Below are 16,906 nucleotides of genomic sequence, written 5' to 3' on the forward strand. Positions count from 1 at the left end.
GTAGGCAAGGGGGGATGCTGTAGTATTGTTACTGCTATAGCTATTTCGAAAGGGAGTGAGATATTTTCAAGAGGGATAGGCTATCCTCAAAGCGTCATGAATGTTACTCAAGAATATGAGCTATAGCTTGGACTGACGAGAGCGGGTTGTCTCCTATATCAAGCAAGGTGGCAAAATCAGTGAAGCAACTCAAATCTTTCAGGTCAGTCGCGCCACCATCCATCGCTGGCTGAAGCGAGAGGACTTAGCGCCCACGGTTGTCCCCCGTTGTCCTTGGAAGCTGGATTGGGCAGCCTTAGCAGCGGATGTTGCTGCCCATCCCGACGACCGTTTAATCGACCGTGCCCAGCGATTTGGCGTCCAAGTTTCCACCATTAGTTACGCCCTCGCCCAGATGGGCATCACCCGAAAAAAAAAACAGATACGTTACCAAGAACGGTGTGAAGAAGAGCGACAAGCGTATCAACAGCAGCTCGACACATGGGTAGAGAGCCATGGGGAGGAAACGGTGGTGTCTATCGATGAGACGGGGTTTGACTCTTGGGTGGCGTGTGAGTATGGGTGGTCAGCGCGAGGCCAACGAATTGATGGAGAGCGAGCGGGGAAGCGTCAGAAAAGAGAGAGTTTAGTCGCAGGACGGTATAGACACCAGAAAGACTTCATAGCGTCGATGCTGTTTTCAGGATATTTGAATGCGTTAGGGTTTGTGAGCTGGCTGAGTCAATACTGTTTGCCCGCGTTAGAGAAACGTTCGTTGTTGATGATGGATAATGCACCGATTCATCCGAAAGGGGCGATTCAGGAAGCGGTCAAAGCGGCGGGTCACGAGGTGTTATTTTTACCGAAATACTCTCTTGATTTGAATGTGATTGAGCACGACTTTAGTGCGCTGAAGCGAGCGCGGATGTATGCAGGGTTAAACTGTTCTATGGATGAAGTGATTCGCAAGTATTATGCTGGATAATATCTCATTCTCTATTGGAATAGCTATAAAGCTACGAGCAGGAGCATTGTCTCTAGTCCTCCTACCATTGGTTGTACCAGCGGTTGCTAAGGCTGAAAATCCTGCCCATGTGCGACAACTCTTGGAAACGCGCCAATGTCCCAACTGTGATCTGCGGGGCGCGAACCTAATGGATGCCAATTTGTTTAAGGCGAATTTAGCAGGTGCCAATTTGGAGGGCGCTTATCTGGCGGGTGCGAATCTCTTTGGCGCCAATTTGGAAAGGGCAAACTTGAACCGTGCCAGTCTCTATCTAGCGATTTTGGTCAATGCCAATTTGGCAGGGGCACAACTGGTGGGAACACGCCTCACCCTTAGCAACCTTGTCAATGCCAATCTTAGCGGTGCCAATTTGGAGAATGCGGTCATGAAGGGGGCAAACATGATTGATGTGAATTTGACGGCTGCAAACCTGAAGGGGGCAGATCTCGATCGCGCAAATTTGAGTGGGGCTAATTTAAGCCAAACGATCTTCGATCGCCCCCCAGCCCCTAGGAAGTAACCTGTGCCTGTTTCAATGCTGCCGCAAGTCGCGGTTGATCCCAGCCCCGTTGGTGGAGAATTTGCCACGTGGCCATTAAATCAGGACCGTGGACAGCACCCGTGAGGGCAGCGCGCAGCGATCGCATCGTTGCTCCCTTTTTGACCCCTGCGGCTTTGCTGGCCTGTTGAATCAGGTGTTGTCCCATCTCCACTGTGAGCCTTGGCTCTGTCGGCAAGTGTGCTAGTAGGTACGCCAAAATCGTCGCATTCTGGGGTTGGCTCAGCTGAGCCATTGCTTCAGCATCAAGGGTAATGGTGGGTACAAAGAAAACTGCCCCTTGATCAATGGCCTCCTTGAGGGTGTTGAGACCCGGTTGAAGGAGTTGGGCAAGGTCAAGCAACCAAGGGCGATCGCCCCCCTCATCAAAGGCATAGCCTGCCCCCTGCCATAAGGGAATCAGTTCTGCCAAAAGTTCTGCTGGCTCTAGTTGCTGAATGTACTGACGATTGAGCCAATTGAGCTTATCCCAATCAAAACGGGCACCTGCCTTGTTAATTCGTTCAAAACTAAAGTGCTTCGCCGCCAGATCAAGGGTAAAGAGTTCCCCTATCCCTTCAGGGGGCGACCAACCCAAGAGTGTCATGTAGTTGGCCAAGGCGGGGGCTAAATACCCCATGGCTCGGAAGTCAGAAATGGAGGTCACCCCATCTCGTTTTGAGAGTTTTTGTCCCGCTGAGTTGAGAATCAAGGGAGTATGGGCAAAGTTGGGGGGAGTGGCGCCAAGGGCTTCGTAGAGTAAAATTTGTTTGGGTGTGTTGCCAATGTGGTCTTCACCGCGAATGACATCGGTAATGCCCATGGCAATGTCATCGACGACCACCACCAAGTTGTAGAGGGGGTAGCCAATTTCGCCGCGGGGGGCAGCTCGCGCAATCACCATATCGCCCCCCAGATCAGCCCCCTGCCAACTCACTCGACCACGCACCAGATCCTGCCATTCAATCTGGCGATCGTCCTCAATTTTGAAGCGAATGACGGGGGTGCGTCCTGCGGCATCAAAGGCGGCTTGCTCCTCTGGGGTCAAATGACGGTGACGGTTGTCGTAGCGCGGGGCTTGTCCCTTGGCTTTTTGTTGTGAGCGTAGGGCATCGAGTTCTTCAGGGGTACAGTAGCAGTAGTAGGCGAGTCCCTTGTCCAAAAGGGTTTGAATCGCTTGGCGGTACAGATCAAGGCGATCGCTCTGGAAATAGGGGCCTTCATCCCACGTCAGCCCCAGCCATTGCAAGCCCTCAAGGATATTCTCGGTATATTCGGGTCGAGACCGCTCGCGATCAGTATCCTCAATCCGCAGAATGAATTTCCCTCCCCGATGGCGGGCGTAAAGCCAGTTGAACACAGCGGTACGGGCAGTCCCAATGTGCAGATTTCCTGTCGGACTCGGTGCTAAACGAACACGAACTGTCACTGCTGACCTCGAATACAAAAATTGCCTTTTCGATCCTACCCCATTGGCTGAAAAGCTTCTAGGCAAGGGTATAGGGACGATTCAGCCGCTCCAACTGCTGCACCATCAGGCTGAGGAACAGTCCCACATCGGTGACCACGCCCACGGATTCCACAGAACCCCGATCCGCTAGTTTAGTGACGACCGCTGGGTTAATATCCACACAAACGAGCTTCACCCCGGCGGGGGTCATATTGCCGACACCAATGGAGTGCAGCATCGACGAGAGCATCAAAATCATGTTTGCGCCCTGAATCAGGCGGGCATACTCCCGCTGCGCCTCAATTAAATCCATGAGGGTATCGGGCAGTGGGCCATCATCACGGATTGACCCCGCTAGGACAAAGGGCACATTATTCTTCACACACTCATACATCACGCCACTGGTGAGGATGCCCTGAGCCACGGCGTTGGCAATGCTGCCACAGCGACGAATGGTATTGATCACTTTCAGGTGGTGACGGTGACCGCCCCGCACAGGAACGCCCCGCTGCATATCCACTCCCAAGGAGGTGCCCATGATCGCCTGCTCCATATCGTGCACCGCGATCGCGTTGCCGCCGAGGAGTCCTTGGACATAGCCTTCACGGATCAGCTTGGCTAAATGCTCACCACCGCCGGTGTGGATAACCACTGGGCCGGCCACCACAATCACTTTGCCCCCCTGATCGCGGATGCGCCGCAGTTCCCAAGCAATTTGTTCCACCACCAGTTCGACGCGGCGTTCACTGGAGACCCCTGATCCCATGAAGGTGAACTCTTGGGTGCTGCGCTGGCTTTCCGTTTTCCGAATCGTGCGGATGCCTTCGACGCCCACGACCACGCGATCGCCCACCTCTAAATCCCGCAGAATGCGACACTCCGCCACCGTGCCTTCCGGGGTTGAGCGCACCACAATCGCCCCATCCATGCGTTGGTTTTGAACCCGAACCCACTCGCCGGCAACTCGTACCTCTGTGGGATAAATCGTGGTTACATAGAAATCATCCGGGGCAACCCCCGCTTGGGTGACGGTTTCGAGGGTCGCATCACACACCTCTGAGGGCGGTAAAATCGCACCGAGGGTGATCAACTGCGCCATGATCGCATCCATGACCTCGGCATCGGGCGCCATGACCCGAATATCCGCTTGGGAGGGACTTTGCCGTTGTTCGCCAAGATTAAATTGCAGGACTTGGAAACTGCCGCCACTTTCCACAATTGTGTCTAGGACACGGTTCACAAGGCCAGAGTCGAGGAGGTGTCCCTCCAGATGAATGACCCGACTGGGAATTGTCGCCGTGGCATGGAGTTCTTCGCGCACGGGTTCGGTCACCCGCAAGGTCAAGCATTTAGCTGCACCCCCCGCCTTGAGAAATTCTGTCAGGGGCGTTTCCACCACCTCAAAGCCCACTTGGGCAAGGGCGGACTTCAATTCTTGGCTGGCACAGTTGAGAATCACCGTGCGATCGATATTGACGGCATTGCAAGCAAAGTTGACCGCATCAGCCTCTTTAACGGCAATTCGTTTATCCGCTGGTACCCGCAGTTCAATCAGGCGGTTGGAGTAGGCATCAAAGGCGGGAGGATAGTAAAGTAAGTAGCCATCCGTGAGCGGACAAAAACATGTGTCAAGGTGGTAGAAACGCTCATCCATGAGCCGCAGGGAGAGGACTTCAATATCCAGCCACTTCGCCAAATAGGCATGGGAATCCAATTCTGAACGGAAGCCATACCCTGCCCACAGCCAGCGACCCTCACGATCCAAGAGGGCATCTCCGGCTCCCTCAAAGGGCAGTTGCTTCGGTAGCTCAAAAACTTGATACCCCTGAGATTCAAACCACGCTTTGAAATAGGGTTCTTCCCCTTGACGTTCTGGATGATAAAAGCGACTGAGCACCACGCGATCGCCGAGCACCAAGCCCGCATTCGCCGTAAACACCATATCCGGCCAGCCCGGCTGCGGCTCAATCAGGTCAACCGTTGCCCGAGCATGGATAATTTCGTAGAGTTTTTGCCACTGCTCCTGTGCCCGATCGCGGGAGGACTTGTGGATATTTCCTTCCATCCAAGGATTGATTACATAGTCCACCTCATAATGGGTGGGAGGGCACATGAGGAATCGCAGGGTTGAACTCATAGGGGTTGTTTAGAAATCGTTGCAATTTGTGAAAACAGTCTAGGTGTGGGCTACACGGCACCCATCACAAACTTTTATTCTATAGGCAGTGGGGATCCTGACGATTAGTTTTGTCATCAAACCTTGACATTACACCCATTGCCCTGTGTCTTTAAGCGCAACTCCATTTGCAAATAGCAGGGGAAATCTGCGCTAAAATTATAATTTGTGCGATCGCGCACAGCCAACTGACACCATTTGCGAAGGGGAATGACCTTGACTGACGTGACTGACATCATTTCCATGGCGACTGAACCCCGTGCCAATAGCCAACTCCTCGCCACGATTGAGGTTTCGGGGGCACACTCTCAACAGGTGTATAACCAAGTGGTCAATGATCTCCTTCGCCATACACAGCTACGCGGATTTCGCAAGGGCAAAGCCCCCCGGCAGCTGGTATTGCAGCAAATTGGCAAAGAGCGGCTGCGCTATGTGGCCATGGAAAAACTGATTGAGGATACCGTTAAAGCCGCCGTCGAAAAGAACAATATCCCCTACTTGGGTAATCTTGAACTTCAAGGGGACATTCCAGAAATACTGAAGCAATTTCAGCCCGGCGAAAACTTTTCCTTCAGCGTCACGTTTGATGTTGAACCAGAAGTGACAGTCACAGCCTATAAAGGGCTAACCATTGAGTACAATCCCGTCACCTACAATCCCGAAACTGTTGAGAAGCTCTTGCAGCGGCACCAACGGGAGCACGCCACCCTCATTCCCGTCGAAGACCGGCCCGCTCAGTGGGGCGATGATGTCACCCTAAAACTGGTGACCAAAGATGAAAATGGGGAGGTGGTGAAGGAACTCTCAGCAGATGAACTGCCCCTGTCCCTCGATGAAGAGCAACCCTTTTTGATCAAAGAAATTCCTGCTGCTGTTGTCGGCATGAGTGTCGGTGAAGCCAAAACGGTGACGGTGTCTATTGCTGAGGAAGTCGAGGAAGGGAAAGCAGAAATCCCCAAACAATTGACCGCTGAGATTGAACTTCTAGGGATTAAAGCACCGGAACTGCCCCCCCTAGACGATGCCTTTGCCGCTGAGCACAGTGAATTCAGTACGATGGCAGAATTGCGGGCCTATCTGGAACAAAACCATCAGGAGCGAGCTGAAAATCAAGACAAGAAAGCGAAAGAAGCTGCCCTCATTGATACCCTCATTGCCCAAAATCCAGTTGAATTGCCAAAAACCCTGATCCGCAAAGAGGCAGATGTGAAGGTGCGGACGACGCTGATGCAAATTCAGTCCCAAGGCGTTGATCTCAACAAGATTATGACCGAGGAACTCTACGAAAAAATGCGTCAAGAGGCAGAGCCGGGGGCTGTTAAAGAGGTGCACTCCCGTTTATTGTTGAGGGCGATCGCTCGTCAAGAGGGCATTGAACCTAGTCCCGACGCAGTGGAGGAACGGCTGAACCGCTACAAAGAGGTGTTGGGCAACCAAACAGCCAAGGATCTAGAACGACTCCGCGAATTTGCCCACGATGAAGTGCAGCAGGAGGAAGCCCTCAACTGGCTCCTAGAGCAAAATACATTTCAGCCAGTGCAGTCCGACACAGCCACTGAGCAGCCCACAGCGACTGCTAAAGCGCCCAAAGATACCCAGACGGAGGCCGTTGCTGAAAAGCCATCTAAGCCGCAAAAACGCTCTGGGAAAAAAGCAAGTTCTGCCCCAGCCCAAGAATAGTTCGGCATAATGAAAGTGATGATCCCTACGGGGACAAACCACTAGTTACAATTAATTACAAACGAACCGTCATTCTAGGCAACTATGCTGCAATCGCGTTACGACCATCCCCTCAGTGCCATTCTGCGCTCTCCAGCGCTCAATCTGCCGCCTACCCATGCCAATATTGTGCCGATGGTGGTTGAGCAGTCGGGGCGGGGTGAACGAGCCTTTGATATCTACTCGCGACTCCTGCGGGAGCGGATCATCTTCCTAGGGGGGGGCGCAGGCGATCGCCGCGGCATTGATGATGCGGTTGCTGACTCCATCGTGGCGCAGCTTCTGTTCCTTGATGCCGAAGATCCGGAAAAAGACATTTACCTGTACATCAACTCACCGGGTGGCTCGGTTACAGCCGGCATGGCCATCTACGACACCATGAAGCACATTCGCCCCGATGTGTGTACCCTCTGCTTTGGCTTGGCGGCGAGTATGGGTGCCTTCTTACTGTCTGGCGGTACCCGCGGCAAACGGATGGCGCTGCCCCATGCGCGGATCATGATTCACCAGCCCCTCGGAGGTGCCCAGGGTCAGGCAGTGGATATTGAAATCCAAGCGCGGGAAATTCTCTACCACAAGCGCAAGCTCAATGAACTCTTGTCACAACACACGGGGCAACCCATCGAGCGCATTGAAGCTGATACGGAGCGGGATTTCTTTATGTCCGCTGAAGAGGCCAAGGCCTACGGTCTGATTGATCAGGTGGTGACGCGGCAGACCCTCCCTAGCCACTAAGTACACCCTACGTGCAACCCTAGAGGTTCCCTATGGCCAAATATGATACCCACCTCAAGTGCTCCTTTTGTGGTAAGTCACAGGAACAGGTGCGTAAGCTCATCGCGGGCCCTGGGGTCTATATCTGTGATGAATGCGTAGAACTGTGTAATGAAATCCTCGATGAGGAATTGGCCACCGTTCCCAATGCGGCGGCTCCCCGTCGAGACTCCACACCGTCGCGATCGCCCCGCAGCACACCCCGCAGTCGGCCCCTCAGCCAAGTGCCCAAGCCTCGGCAAATCAAGGAATTTCTTGATAAGCACGTGGTCGGCCAGCATGAAGCTAAGAAAATCCTCTCAGTTGCGGTCTATAACCACTACAAGCGCCTGAGTCTTTTGGATGGTGATCAGCGGGGCGATGACAACGTCGAACTGCAAAAGTCCAATATTCTCCTGATTGGCCCGACGGGTTCTGGCAAGACCCTCTTGGCTCAGACATTGGCGAAGCTCCTCGATGTTCCCTTTGCGGTTGCCGATGCCACTACCCTCACGGAAGCCGGCTATGTGGGGGAAGATGTGGAAAATATCCTGCTGCGCTTGCTGCAAACCGCCAATATGGATGTGGAGGAAGCACAACGGGGGATTATCTATATTGACGAGATTGATAAGATTGCCCGCAAAAGTGAAAATCCTTCAATTACCCGTGATGTGTCCGGGGAAGGGGTACAGCAGGCGCTGCTGAAGATGCTAGAGGGGACGATCGCCAATGTGCCGCCGCAGGGGGGGCGCAAGCATCCCTACCAAGACTGCATTCAAATTGACACGACGAATATCCTCTTTATCTGTGGGGGCGCCTTTGTTGGTTTAGAGAAAACCATTGAGCAGCGGGTGGGCAAGAAGGCAATGGGCTTTGTCCGCGATGGCGAACCCCTCCCCAAGGAAAAACGCTCTGCGGATATTCTCAAGCAACTGGAACCCCACGATCTGGTGAAGTACGGCATGATTCCAGAGTTCATTGGCCGTATTCCCGTGGTGGCCGTGCTAGAGCCGTTGGATGTGGCCGCCTTGGCAGAAATTCTTACCCAACCTCAAAACGCGCTCCTGAAGCAGTACCAAAAACTCATGCGCATGGACAGTGTGGAGTTGCGCTTTGAACCGGCGGCGGTAGAGGCGATCGCCCAAGAGGCCTACCGTCGTAAAACCGGTGCCCGTGCCCTGCGCGCTATTGTTGAAGAGATTATGCTGGACGTGATGTACGAACTGCCTTCCCGCAAAGACCTCCGCGAATGTACCATCACGCCCGAAATGGTGGAAAAACGCTCCACGGCTGAACTACTCCTGCATCCTTCTTCGCTGCCTACACTTTCTGCTTAGAAGAAGACGTGGCTATCGGGCATCAAGCTCAACTCAAGGGGAACCGCATGGGGATCCGTTTCTAGGGTAGCGCGAATCAGACGAGCAACGGTGGCCGGTCGCAGCAGTTTCTGGCGATCGATTTTGAGGCTGACGGCATCCCAAAAGGGCGTATCCACACCGCCAAAGTAGAACAGACTAAAGCGAATACCATAGCGCTTGAGTTCTTCGGCCATACACTTGCTGAAGCCCACCACCCCAAATTTCGCAGCACAGTAGGCTGACCCCATCGCCATTGAATGTTTACCGAGGATACCGACAACGGTGCAGATGTGTCCCTGTTGTTGCTCTTTCATCAGTTCGGCAGCCTGTTGGCTGGTGTAAAAGCAACCCTTGAGGTTGAGATCCAGCATCTGATCCAGTTCAGCCGCAGTAATTTTTTGATAGGGCTTGAGGAGGCCAGCCCCCGCCGCGTTGATCAATACATCGAGGCGTCCCTGCTCACTGCGGATGGCTTGCATTAATTCGCTCACTTGCTGCGGTTGGGTGATGTCACAGGGCTGAATTTGTACGGTGACTGAGGAGGGAAGCTGCTCTGCCAAAGCTTGCAGGCGATCGCTCGAGCGAGCCGCTAAGACCAACTTGGCACCCGTTTCTTGGAGTTGCTCAACAACGGCTTGACCAATGCCACCTGTGGCACCCACCACTAACACCACACGATCTGCTAAGACACTCATTTTGTTACATTTCTTTACGTTCATCCTTTTATCCTAGCGTTTCTTGAATTGCCCAGAACCTACCCATCGCTTGGGCAATCAAATTTAGAAAGACGAGCCTTTGTTCTGCGTATTAGGATTGAGCTGTTAAGCGTCTTGCCTAGGTGTGACGGAGTTGGGATGAATGACGCAGCAACCACAACCCCCCTTTACCCTTTGGTCTCGTCAGTGGGGATGGAGAATGATTGCCTTGGTGGTGCTCGGTGGAACGCGGGCGTGGTGGTTTGTGCACTATGAATTGGCTCCTGAAATTGCCCAACAACTACAACAGCGTCTCAATCGGCCAGTGGAAATTGGCGGCGTTGAGCACGTCGGGCTGAATGTTGTTCGTTTTGGCTCCTCAGCGGTTCCCAGCTACACGCCAGAAGATGGCACTCCCGAGTTGGACAACGCGCTAATCAATGGCATTGAAGTCGCCTTTAATCCATGGCAGCTTCTGACAGGTCAAAAATTAGATCTCGACGTGACTCTCCACCAACCCCAACTCACGGTGGTTCAGGATGCCCAAGGGCGGTGGTGGCGCACAGAAGTTCAGCTGCCAGAGGAGGAGCCGAGCTTGTTTCAACTGAATCAAATCAAGGTGAAGGTGCGGGATGGCTCTGTGCTGGTTCAACCCTTTCGGCGTCCTGCCTACCTGCTGCACCAAATTCATGGCGGATTGACCCTGACGCCCGATCGCCAGAATTTTGCCCTCGAAGGTCAAGCGGAAGGACAACTGGCCGGGGGTGGCCAATGGCGATTGCAGGGGGACTGGAACCAACCCCAAGAATCAGGACAACTGGATTTGCGCTTCAGTAAGATTCCCCTTGGGCTCGGGAATGAGATTCTGCCAGAGACCATTCGTGTCCAAGGCGGCCAATTGGAGGGGCAATTACGGGTTCGTCTGCCTTTACCAGAAACCCCCGAAGTCACGGGTCAAATTTGGTTGCGGGATGGTACTTTACGCACGGCCTTTGTGCCCCAAGACATCAAGGGATTACAAGCCCATGTGCAATTGCAGGGCAATCAGGCAAAGCTGCACTATTTGCGCGGGGCGATCGCCAATGTCCGCTGGCAGGCTCAAGGCACCGTCGGTCTCCGAAGCGGCTGGAACATTGAAGCGCAAGTGCCGAGGTTTGATCTCGCCCCTACCTTAACGGCCTTGCAGATTACGCCACCGGTTCCCCTGCGAGGTCAAGTGGAAGTTCCCACCCTTCGCGTGCAGGGGGATCTGGAGAATCCCCAAGTCATAGGTGAACTGCGCAGCCAAACGCCGCTCCAAGTGGATCAACTGCAACTGCAACAGGTACGGCTGCCGTTTATGGCGTCCCTTGAGCAAGGGGTTAGGCTGATGGAGGTTCGCGCCCAGTTGGTGGATGGCGGTGAGGTACAGGCAACGGTTGGGGTAGAACCCACGGGCGAGTTTCGTGGCCAAGCACAAGTGCAGCAGGTGAATCTGCAGGCGATCGCCCGCCGCTACGATGTGGCTCCGCCCGTGTCCCTAGGGGAGGGGTTTGCACAACTGGACTTTGGTGGCAATCTGCGTACCCCAGAGGCTTGGCAGGCCAATGCCGCCTTTCAACTACCGACGGCTCAGTATCCACTGCGGGGCACCGCCCGTCTGACGCAAACTCAACTGCTCGTTCCTGAGTTTCAAATGCAGTTTTTAGGGGGGAGTCTGCGGGGTCAAGTGCAAGCCGCCGCCGGTCAGTGGCAGTTGCAGGCTCAGGCTGAGAATATTCCCCTACGGCAGTTGAATCAAGAGTTACAAGGTCGTCTCAGTGGGCAGGCGATCGCCCAAGGACGGGTGGATCAACTAACGCTACCAGCGATTCGAGCTAGTGCCAATCTGCAAGTGGATCAAACCCCCACGGGTGATCCGCTGATTGCAGTTGTGAACTGGGATGGTCAGCAATTGCAAGTGCAAGAAGCCACCCTCGGTGCGATCCGCGCCCAAGGCACTATTGGTGTTGATTTAGCGGCCTTACAACCCACTGACATTCAATTGGGCATCCAAGCCAGAAATCTCCCCCTGAGTACCTTAAGCACTTTCTTGGAACCGAATCTCCCCGTTCCCCTCACCCTTGCAGGTACCACGTCCTTTCAAGGCCAACTCACAGGCCGCCTCGATAGGCTCCAGTTTCAGGGGGCACTGCTCACCCAAGGATTGGCGGTGAATGATTTGCGCTTTGCCCCTCAACTCACGGGCACGGTTACCTTGAGCCAACAACAGGGGGCAGCCCTCAATTTACAGGGGGGGGGCGATCGCTTGGCGTTTCGTTTGGATGCCGATGGCTTACCCCGCTCACTGCTGGTTCAACGGCAACAGGCGCAACTGATCGGCCAGCGCCAAGGGGAGAGCTTTGATCTGCGTCTGCAGCAGTTTCCTGTGGAATCCCTGCGGTTACGGCTCTCGGAACTCCCCGAAAAAGCCATTCTCGCAGGACTGGCCTCAGGCAATCTCCAGTTGCAAAATTGGACGAGGGGGCAGGGTAGTTTTACCGTAGAGCGACCGGGGTTAGGGGCATGGCGGGGCGATCGCCTGCAAGCGCAATTCCGTCTGAGTCGCGATCGCCTGACGATTCAATCTGGCCTTTTTACAAAAGGGGAAAGTCGCTATCAATTCACTGCCGATCTCCAGCCTCAACAATTGGGGGCGCAGTTGACGATTGCCCAAGGCAATTTAGCGGATTTAACGGGACTCGCCATCGTCCTCGGGATTGGCCAACCCACCGCTCGGGGGACTGCTGCAGATTTGGGCACACCCACCGCAGGGGAAGGTCTGCAAGTCTCAGTGCTAACACAAATTCGCCGCCTTGCCGAAATTGAGATGCTGCAAGCCCAAGCGGCTTTGGTGCGGCGGCCGGAGCTGCTGCCCCCCTTGGAGCAACTTCAGGGGACTTTTAATGGCCAAATCAATCTGAGTCAAACCCCGCAGTCGGGTCTGGTGGCCAGCTTTGATCTCAAGGGCGCCAATTGGCAGTGGGGAAATTACGCAGTTGAGCAGTTTCTGAGTCGCGGTCGCTTTGCCCAAAATCAACTGGTGCTGACAACCCTCAATCTGCTTGTGAATGGTGGGCAATTAAACGTCAATGGCATTCTTGGCGGTAACCAGCAAAATGCCCAACTGCGGCTAGAGCAATTCCCTGTGAGTCTTGTGGCAAGTCTTTTGCCGCCGGGGGTGGATGTGGACGGTAAGGTGAATGCCCAAGCGGTGTTGACTGGCTCATGGCAGCAGCCCATTCTCGCCGGTGAGGCGACCCTTGCGGAGGGTCGGTTGAATCAACGTCCCTTGGAGGCAGCGAATGCCACATTCCGCTACGCCCAAAATCGTCTTGCCCTTCAGGCGATCGCCCGCTTGGATACGCCAGAACCGCTCATGGTGACAGGTTCGGTTCCCTTGATCTATCCCCTTGACCCGCGACCCGTGGTGGATCCGCAGTTAGCCCTAGATGTGAGTGTCAAGGACGAAGGATTGTCATTAATCAACCTCTTTACCGATCAGGTGCAATGGCAACAAGGAAAGGGAGTTTTCCAAGCCCAACTGCGGGGAACGTGGGCGGAGCCGATGGTGAATGGCGTCCTGAGTGTGGATGATGCGGTGATTAAAACTCCCGCCTTTGAGGAACCGGTGACTAATCTCAGTGCGCGGGTGCGCTTCGATCGCGATCGCCTGCGGGTGGATGGCATTCAAGGTCTCTTTAGCCAAGGGCAAATTACTATGGCAGGGGTGTTACCGATTCAGACTCCCTTGGTCCCCGATGATCCTGATGCTGCGACCCCCCTCACCGCGTCCTTGCGACGCTTGCAAGTGAATGCCGGCAATATCTATCGCGGCACCGTAGAGGGCACCCTCGTGATTACGGATACTCTCCTGAGTCCTGATTTGGGGGGCAGTGTCCAACTCAGCCAAGGCCGTTTGGATTTAGGCGCCATCAATGGTTTGGTCAATGGCAATGGGTTAGCCACTCCTGCTGACAGTCCCTTTGAACCCCTAGCTTTTGATAACTTGGTAATTAATATCTCAGATGCCTTGCGGGTGACGCGATCGCCCGTTCTCAACCTAACGGCCACTGGCAGTTTAACCCTCAATGGGAGTCTCGATAGTCTCCAGCCTGACGGCAAAATTCGCCTCACAGGCGGGCAACTGAATCTGTTCACTACCCTCTTTTTGCTCCAGCGGCGAGCGGATAACTATGTGCTCTTTACCCCTGCCAATGGCTTGGATCCCGAACTCAACCTCACCCTTGCTGCCACTGCCACCGAAGTTTATACCCCCGGCACCGTGACGCGACTCTCCGATGCGGGTTCCCTCACAGCCACCAGTTTAGGGACGCTGAATACCGTTCGCATTACTGCCCGCATCAATGGTCGTGCCAGTCAATTGCAAACCAATTTGCCTGCGGTGCTTGAGCTATCCAGTACCCCTTCGCGCAGCACGACCGAACTCCTTGCCTTGATGGGCGGTGGTTCAATTGCGGATCTCAACCAAGTGGGGGGAGAAGCGGCGGTGGCCAGTCTTGCCGGATCAGCTCTTTTCAACAACCTACAGGCATTGATTGATCAGGCCACGGGCAACCGCACTTCCTTTCGGATGTTTCCAGCGGTGGTGCCCCCCGATCGCCAGGCTCAAAGCCAAGCCCCAACCCTTGCCCTAGGGGCTGAACTGGGTTTTCAAGTGAACAGTTTTACCTCGGTTTCCCTCTTGCAGTTGCTCACCGCTCCCAGTGATCCGACGCGGTTTAACCTTGGGTTTCAGGTGACAGAGCAGATTCGCCTTGGCGGACAGGTGAGCACCAGTGGTGAGGGCACAGGCTTTATTGAATTCCGTTACCGTTTTTAAGGTCGTCTAAGATCAATGTACTGCCAGCAACGCTCAAGCTTGGAAGGTGACAATTGCGGCAGTTGCAGTACCCTCGGTATCAATCTTGATGAAAAATTCCGCTAGAGCCTTATCTCAACGATTCTCGACCGCATGGCAGCGGTTAAGTCTGCGTTGGAAATTTACCTTGGCCTTGGCTCTTGTGGCGCTCTTTCCAGCCGTGATTATTACCGAAGCCCTGATTCAGGTCAGTAATCATAACTTCGATCGTCAACTTGAGCAGCAACTGCGCTCTAGCTTGCAGGATTTGCAGTGGGAAATTGATAACTTGGCCTATGAGTCCCGCATTCAAGCCCTCTTGATTGCCAATGGGATGTATGTGCAGCACGTGGGTCAACCCCTCACCCGTATGATGAATCCCTCCACTATCCGCGATCTGCTTGAGGAGGTGGATACTACTGAGCGTCCCATGAATCTGATGCTGGTGAGCGATGCTAGTGGTCAGGTACTCGCCCAGCAAACAATGGTCTTGGCTAAAACGGGAGAGGCACTCCTTGACTTGACCCCCGAAACCCATTCCTACTATCGTCTCAGCTCACATCAAGCCAGCAGTATTGCTCACTTACCGATGTTTCAAGTGGCTCGCGATCGCCAGCAGATGATTAGCGGTCTGGTGCTCCTCAGTCGTGAGCAGTTACAAGAACTGGGCTTAGCCCAGCAGGCCAAGATCACATTGCGTCCTCAACCCATTGCAACTCTACCCGCCAAGCAACGGCCAGCCCCTGTGGGTACCTACCCCATTGCGGACGGCAATATTGGCTTACTGGCCTTTGCCGCAAAGCCTCTCTATGAAAACAACCAATTTCAGGGGCTAATTCTGACGGGCATTTTACTCAACAATATGCCGGATCTTGTGGATGCCACCACAGAATGGTCCACGGTAGATACGGTGGCAACAATTTTTGCCCAAGATTTGCGGATTGCCACCAATGTACCTTACACCGATGGTCAGACTCGCGCCCTTGGTACCCGCGTTGCTCGCGAAGTGGCTACTCAAGTGCTCAATCAGGGCAAAACGTTTTTCGGCACAACTGACATTTTGGGTTCTCCCTATGTAACGATCTACAGTCCATTGCAGGACTTTCGCCAGCAGCTCGATTTGCCGCATCCACCGCCCATTGGTATCGCCTTTGTGGGGAAGTCCCAAGCGTGGATTCATACCATGACCACCCAGAAACGGTTGGTGGCCTTTGCCATTACCCTTGGTGCCCTGTTGTTGGCCAGTGTTTGGGCCTATCTCACGGCCAATGCCATTGTCAAACCCATTCAATCCTTGGCGACTTCGACCCGCCGCGTGCAGGCAGGGGATTTGACGACACTGGTGCAGGTGCACTCCCTTGATGAGGTGGGAGAACTGGCCAATGCCTTTAATGCCATGATGCGCCAGTTGCGGATCTCTTTTGAGGAGTTAGCCCAGAAAAACCGCTCCCTTGAGCAGATTCGTGATGAACTGCTTGAGGCCAATGAACAGTTTGAGGCGGTACTCAATGCTGTACCGGGTACGATCTCGTGGATTAATGCCGAGGGCATCTATAAGGGGGTGAATCGCAAGTTGGCAGAAACCTTGAATTTGCCACCAGAGGCGTTTATTGGTCGTCCCTTGGGCTTTTTGCGTGAGGATAGAGAGTTGGCAGCCTTTATGCAGGAGTTTGTGGATTCTCCCGATCAATTTGCCTCACGGGTGATCTCCGTTAAGCGCAATAGTCAAACCGCATTTTACCTCGTGGCTTTGCAAAAATACATGCAGGGTACCCATACGGTTGCCGTCGGTATTGATATTAGCGATCGCATTCGCGCCGAGGAAGCACTGCGCATTGCTGAGGAAAACTACCGCAGTATTTTTGAGAATGCCCTTGAGGGGATTTTTCAGGCGTCAACAGAAAATCGGTTTATTCGGGTCAATGCCGCCATGGCCAGAATTTTTGGCTTTGACTCTCCTGAAGAAATGGTGCAGAGCGTCACCAGTATTCCCGACCAAATCTATGTGGAAGCCAGCACCCGTGATGAGATTCTGAATCATTTTGCGACTGGAGGAACAACGGGACATTTTGAATTCAAGGCCTATCGGCGCGATCGCCAGATCATCTGGGTCGAATTGGATATGCGGGCGGTCTGGGATGCCGAGGGCAAGATTCTCTACTATGAAGGATTGGTGCAGGACATTACTGAGCGCAAACAGCGTGAACAAGCGATGCAGCAGCAAATCGAAGAGCTAAGGGTGGAAATTGATCACGAAAAACGGCGGCAGCAGGTGGCCGAAATTACCGAAACGGAGTACTTTCAGCAATTACGCCGTGAGGCGAACTATTTGCGTCAGCGTCGCCAGCGCTAA

At 54.0% G+C, this 16,906-nt stretch carries 10 protein-coding genes; 7 read left to right on the forward strand and 3 right to left on the reverse strand.

From position 1 onward, the window contains the following. Positions 1 to 157 precede the first annotated feature (157 nt). Positions 158 to 964: a transposase gene (locus tag QYC28_RS06630; RefSeq protein ID WP_302680061.1), complete on the forward strand. Its 807-nt coding sequence runs from the start codon at positions 158 to 160 to the stop codon at positions 962 to 964. A 46-nt stretch (positions 965 to 1,010) separates the two neighbouring features. Continuing rightward, on the forward strand, positions 1,011 to 1,505 hold the full coding sequence (locus QYC28_RS06635) for a pentapeptide repeat-containing protein (RefSeq protein WP_226972035.1): 495 nt from the start codon (positions 1,011 to 1,013) through the stop codon (positions 1,503 to 1,505). On the opposite strand, the gene gltX is transcribed toward QYC28_RS06635, so the two are convergent. Further along, entirely contained in the window at positions 1,495 to 2,952 is a 1,458-nt protein-coding gene (gene gltX / locus QYC28_RS06640) for a glutamate--tRNA ligase (RefSeq protein WP_286627140.1), read from the reverse strand. The two genes, QYC28_RS06635 and gltX, sit on opposite strands and share 11 nt — an antisense overlap. Positions 2,953 to 3,010: 58 nt before the next feature. Next, on the reverse strand, positions 3,011 to 5,110 hold the full coding sequence (locus QYC28_RS06645) for a TIGR00300 family protein (protein WP_149819303.1): 2,100 nt from the start codon (positions 5,108 to 5,110) through the stop codon (positions 3,011 to 3,013). A 264-nt stretch (positions 5,111 to 5,374) separates the two neighbouring features. On the opposite strand from QYC28_RS06645, the gene tig reads away from it, so the two are divergent. The 3 genes from tig to clpX all read left to right on the forward strand — a co-directional run bounded on the left by tig (position 5,375) and on the right by clpX (position 8,958). After that, the gene (gene tig, locus QYC28_RS06650; RefSeq protein ID WP_226972046.1) at positions 5,375 to 6,829 is read left to right on the forward strand and encodes a trigger factor; all 1,455 of its coding nucleotides are present in this window, start codon (positions 5,375 to 5,377) and stop codon (positions 6,827 to 6,829) included. Between the two features lie 84 nt (positions 6,830 to 6,913). Next, positions 6,914 to 7,603: an ATP-dependent Clp endopeptidase proteolytic subunit ClpP gene (gene clpP / locus QYC28_RS06655; protein ID WP_302680040.1), complete on the forward strand. Its 690-nt coding sequence runs from the start codon at positions 6,914 to 6,916 to the stop codon at positions 7,601 to 7,603. Between the two features lie 32 nt (positions 7,604 to 7,635). Further along, entirely contained in the window at positions 7,636 to 8,958 is a 1,323-nt protein-coding gene (gene clpX / locus QYC28_RS06660; RefSeq protein WP_149819308.1) for an ATP-dependent protease ATP-binding subunit ClpX, read from the forward strand. On the opposite strand, the gene QYC28_RS06665 is transcribed toward clpX, so the two are convergent. After that, positions 8,955 to 9,674 carry an SDR family oxidoreductase gene (locus QYC28_RS06665; protein ID WP_302680041.1) on the reverse strand — a complete coding sequence of 240 codons (720 nt, stop codon included), beginning with the start codon at positions 9,672 to 9,674 and terminating at the stop codon, positions 8,955 to 8,957. The genes clpX and QYC28_RS06665 overlap by 4 nt on opposite strands. 163 nt (positions 9,675 to 9,837) lie before the next feature. Here QYC28_RS06665 and QYC28_RS06670 point away from each other — a divergent pair, with 163 nt between their 5' ends. Continuing rightward, entirely contained in the window at positions 9,838 to 14,535 is a 4,698-nt protein-coding gene (locus QYC28_RS06670; protein ID WP_302680042.1) for a translocation/assembly module TamB domain-containing protein, read from the forward strand. A gap of 88 nt (positions 14,536 to 14,623) precedes the next feature. Beyond that, on the forward strand, positions 14,624 to 16,906 hold the full coding sequence (locus tag QYC28_RS06675; protein ID WP_302680043.1) for a cache domain-containing protein: 2,283 nt from the start codon (positions 14,624 to 14,626) through the stop codon (positions 16,904 to 16,906).

Origin of the sequence: Thermosynechococcus sp. HY596 (assembly GCF_030518715.1) — a bacterium.
Lineage (GTDB): Bacteria > Cyanobacteriota > Cyanobacteriia > Thermosynechococcales > Thermosynechococcaceae > Thermosynechococcus.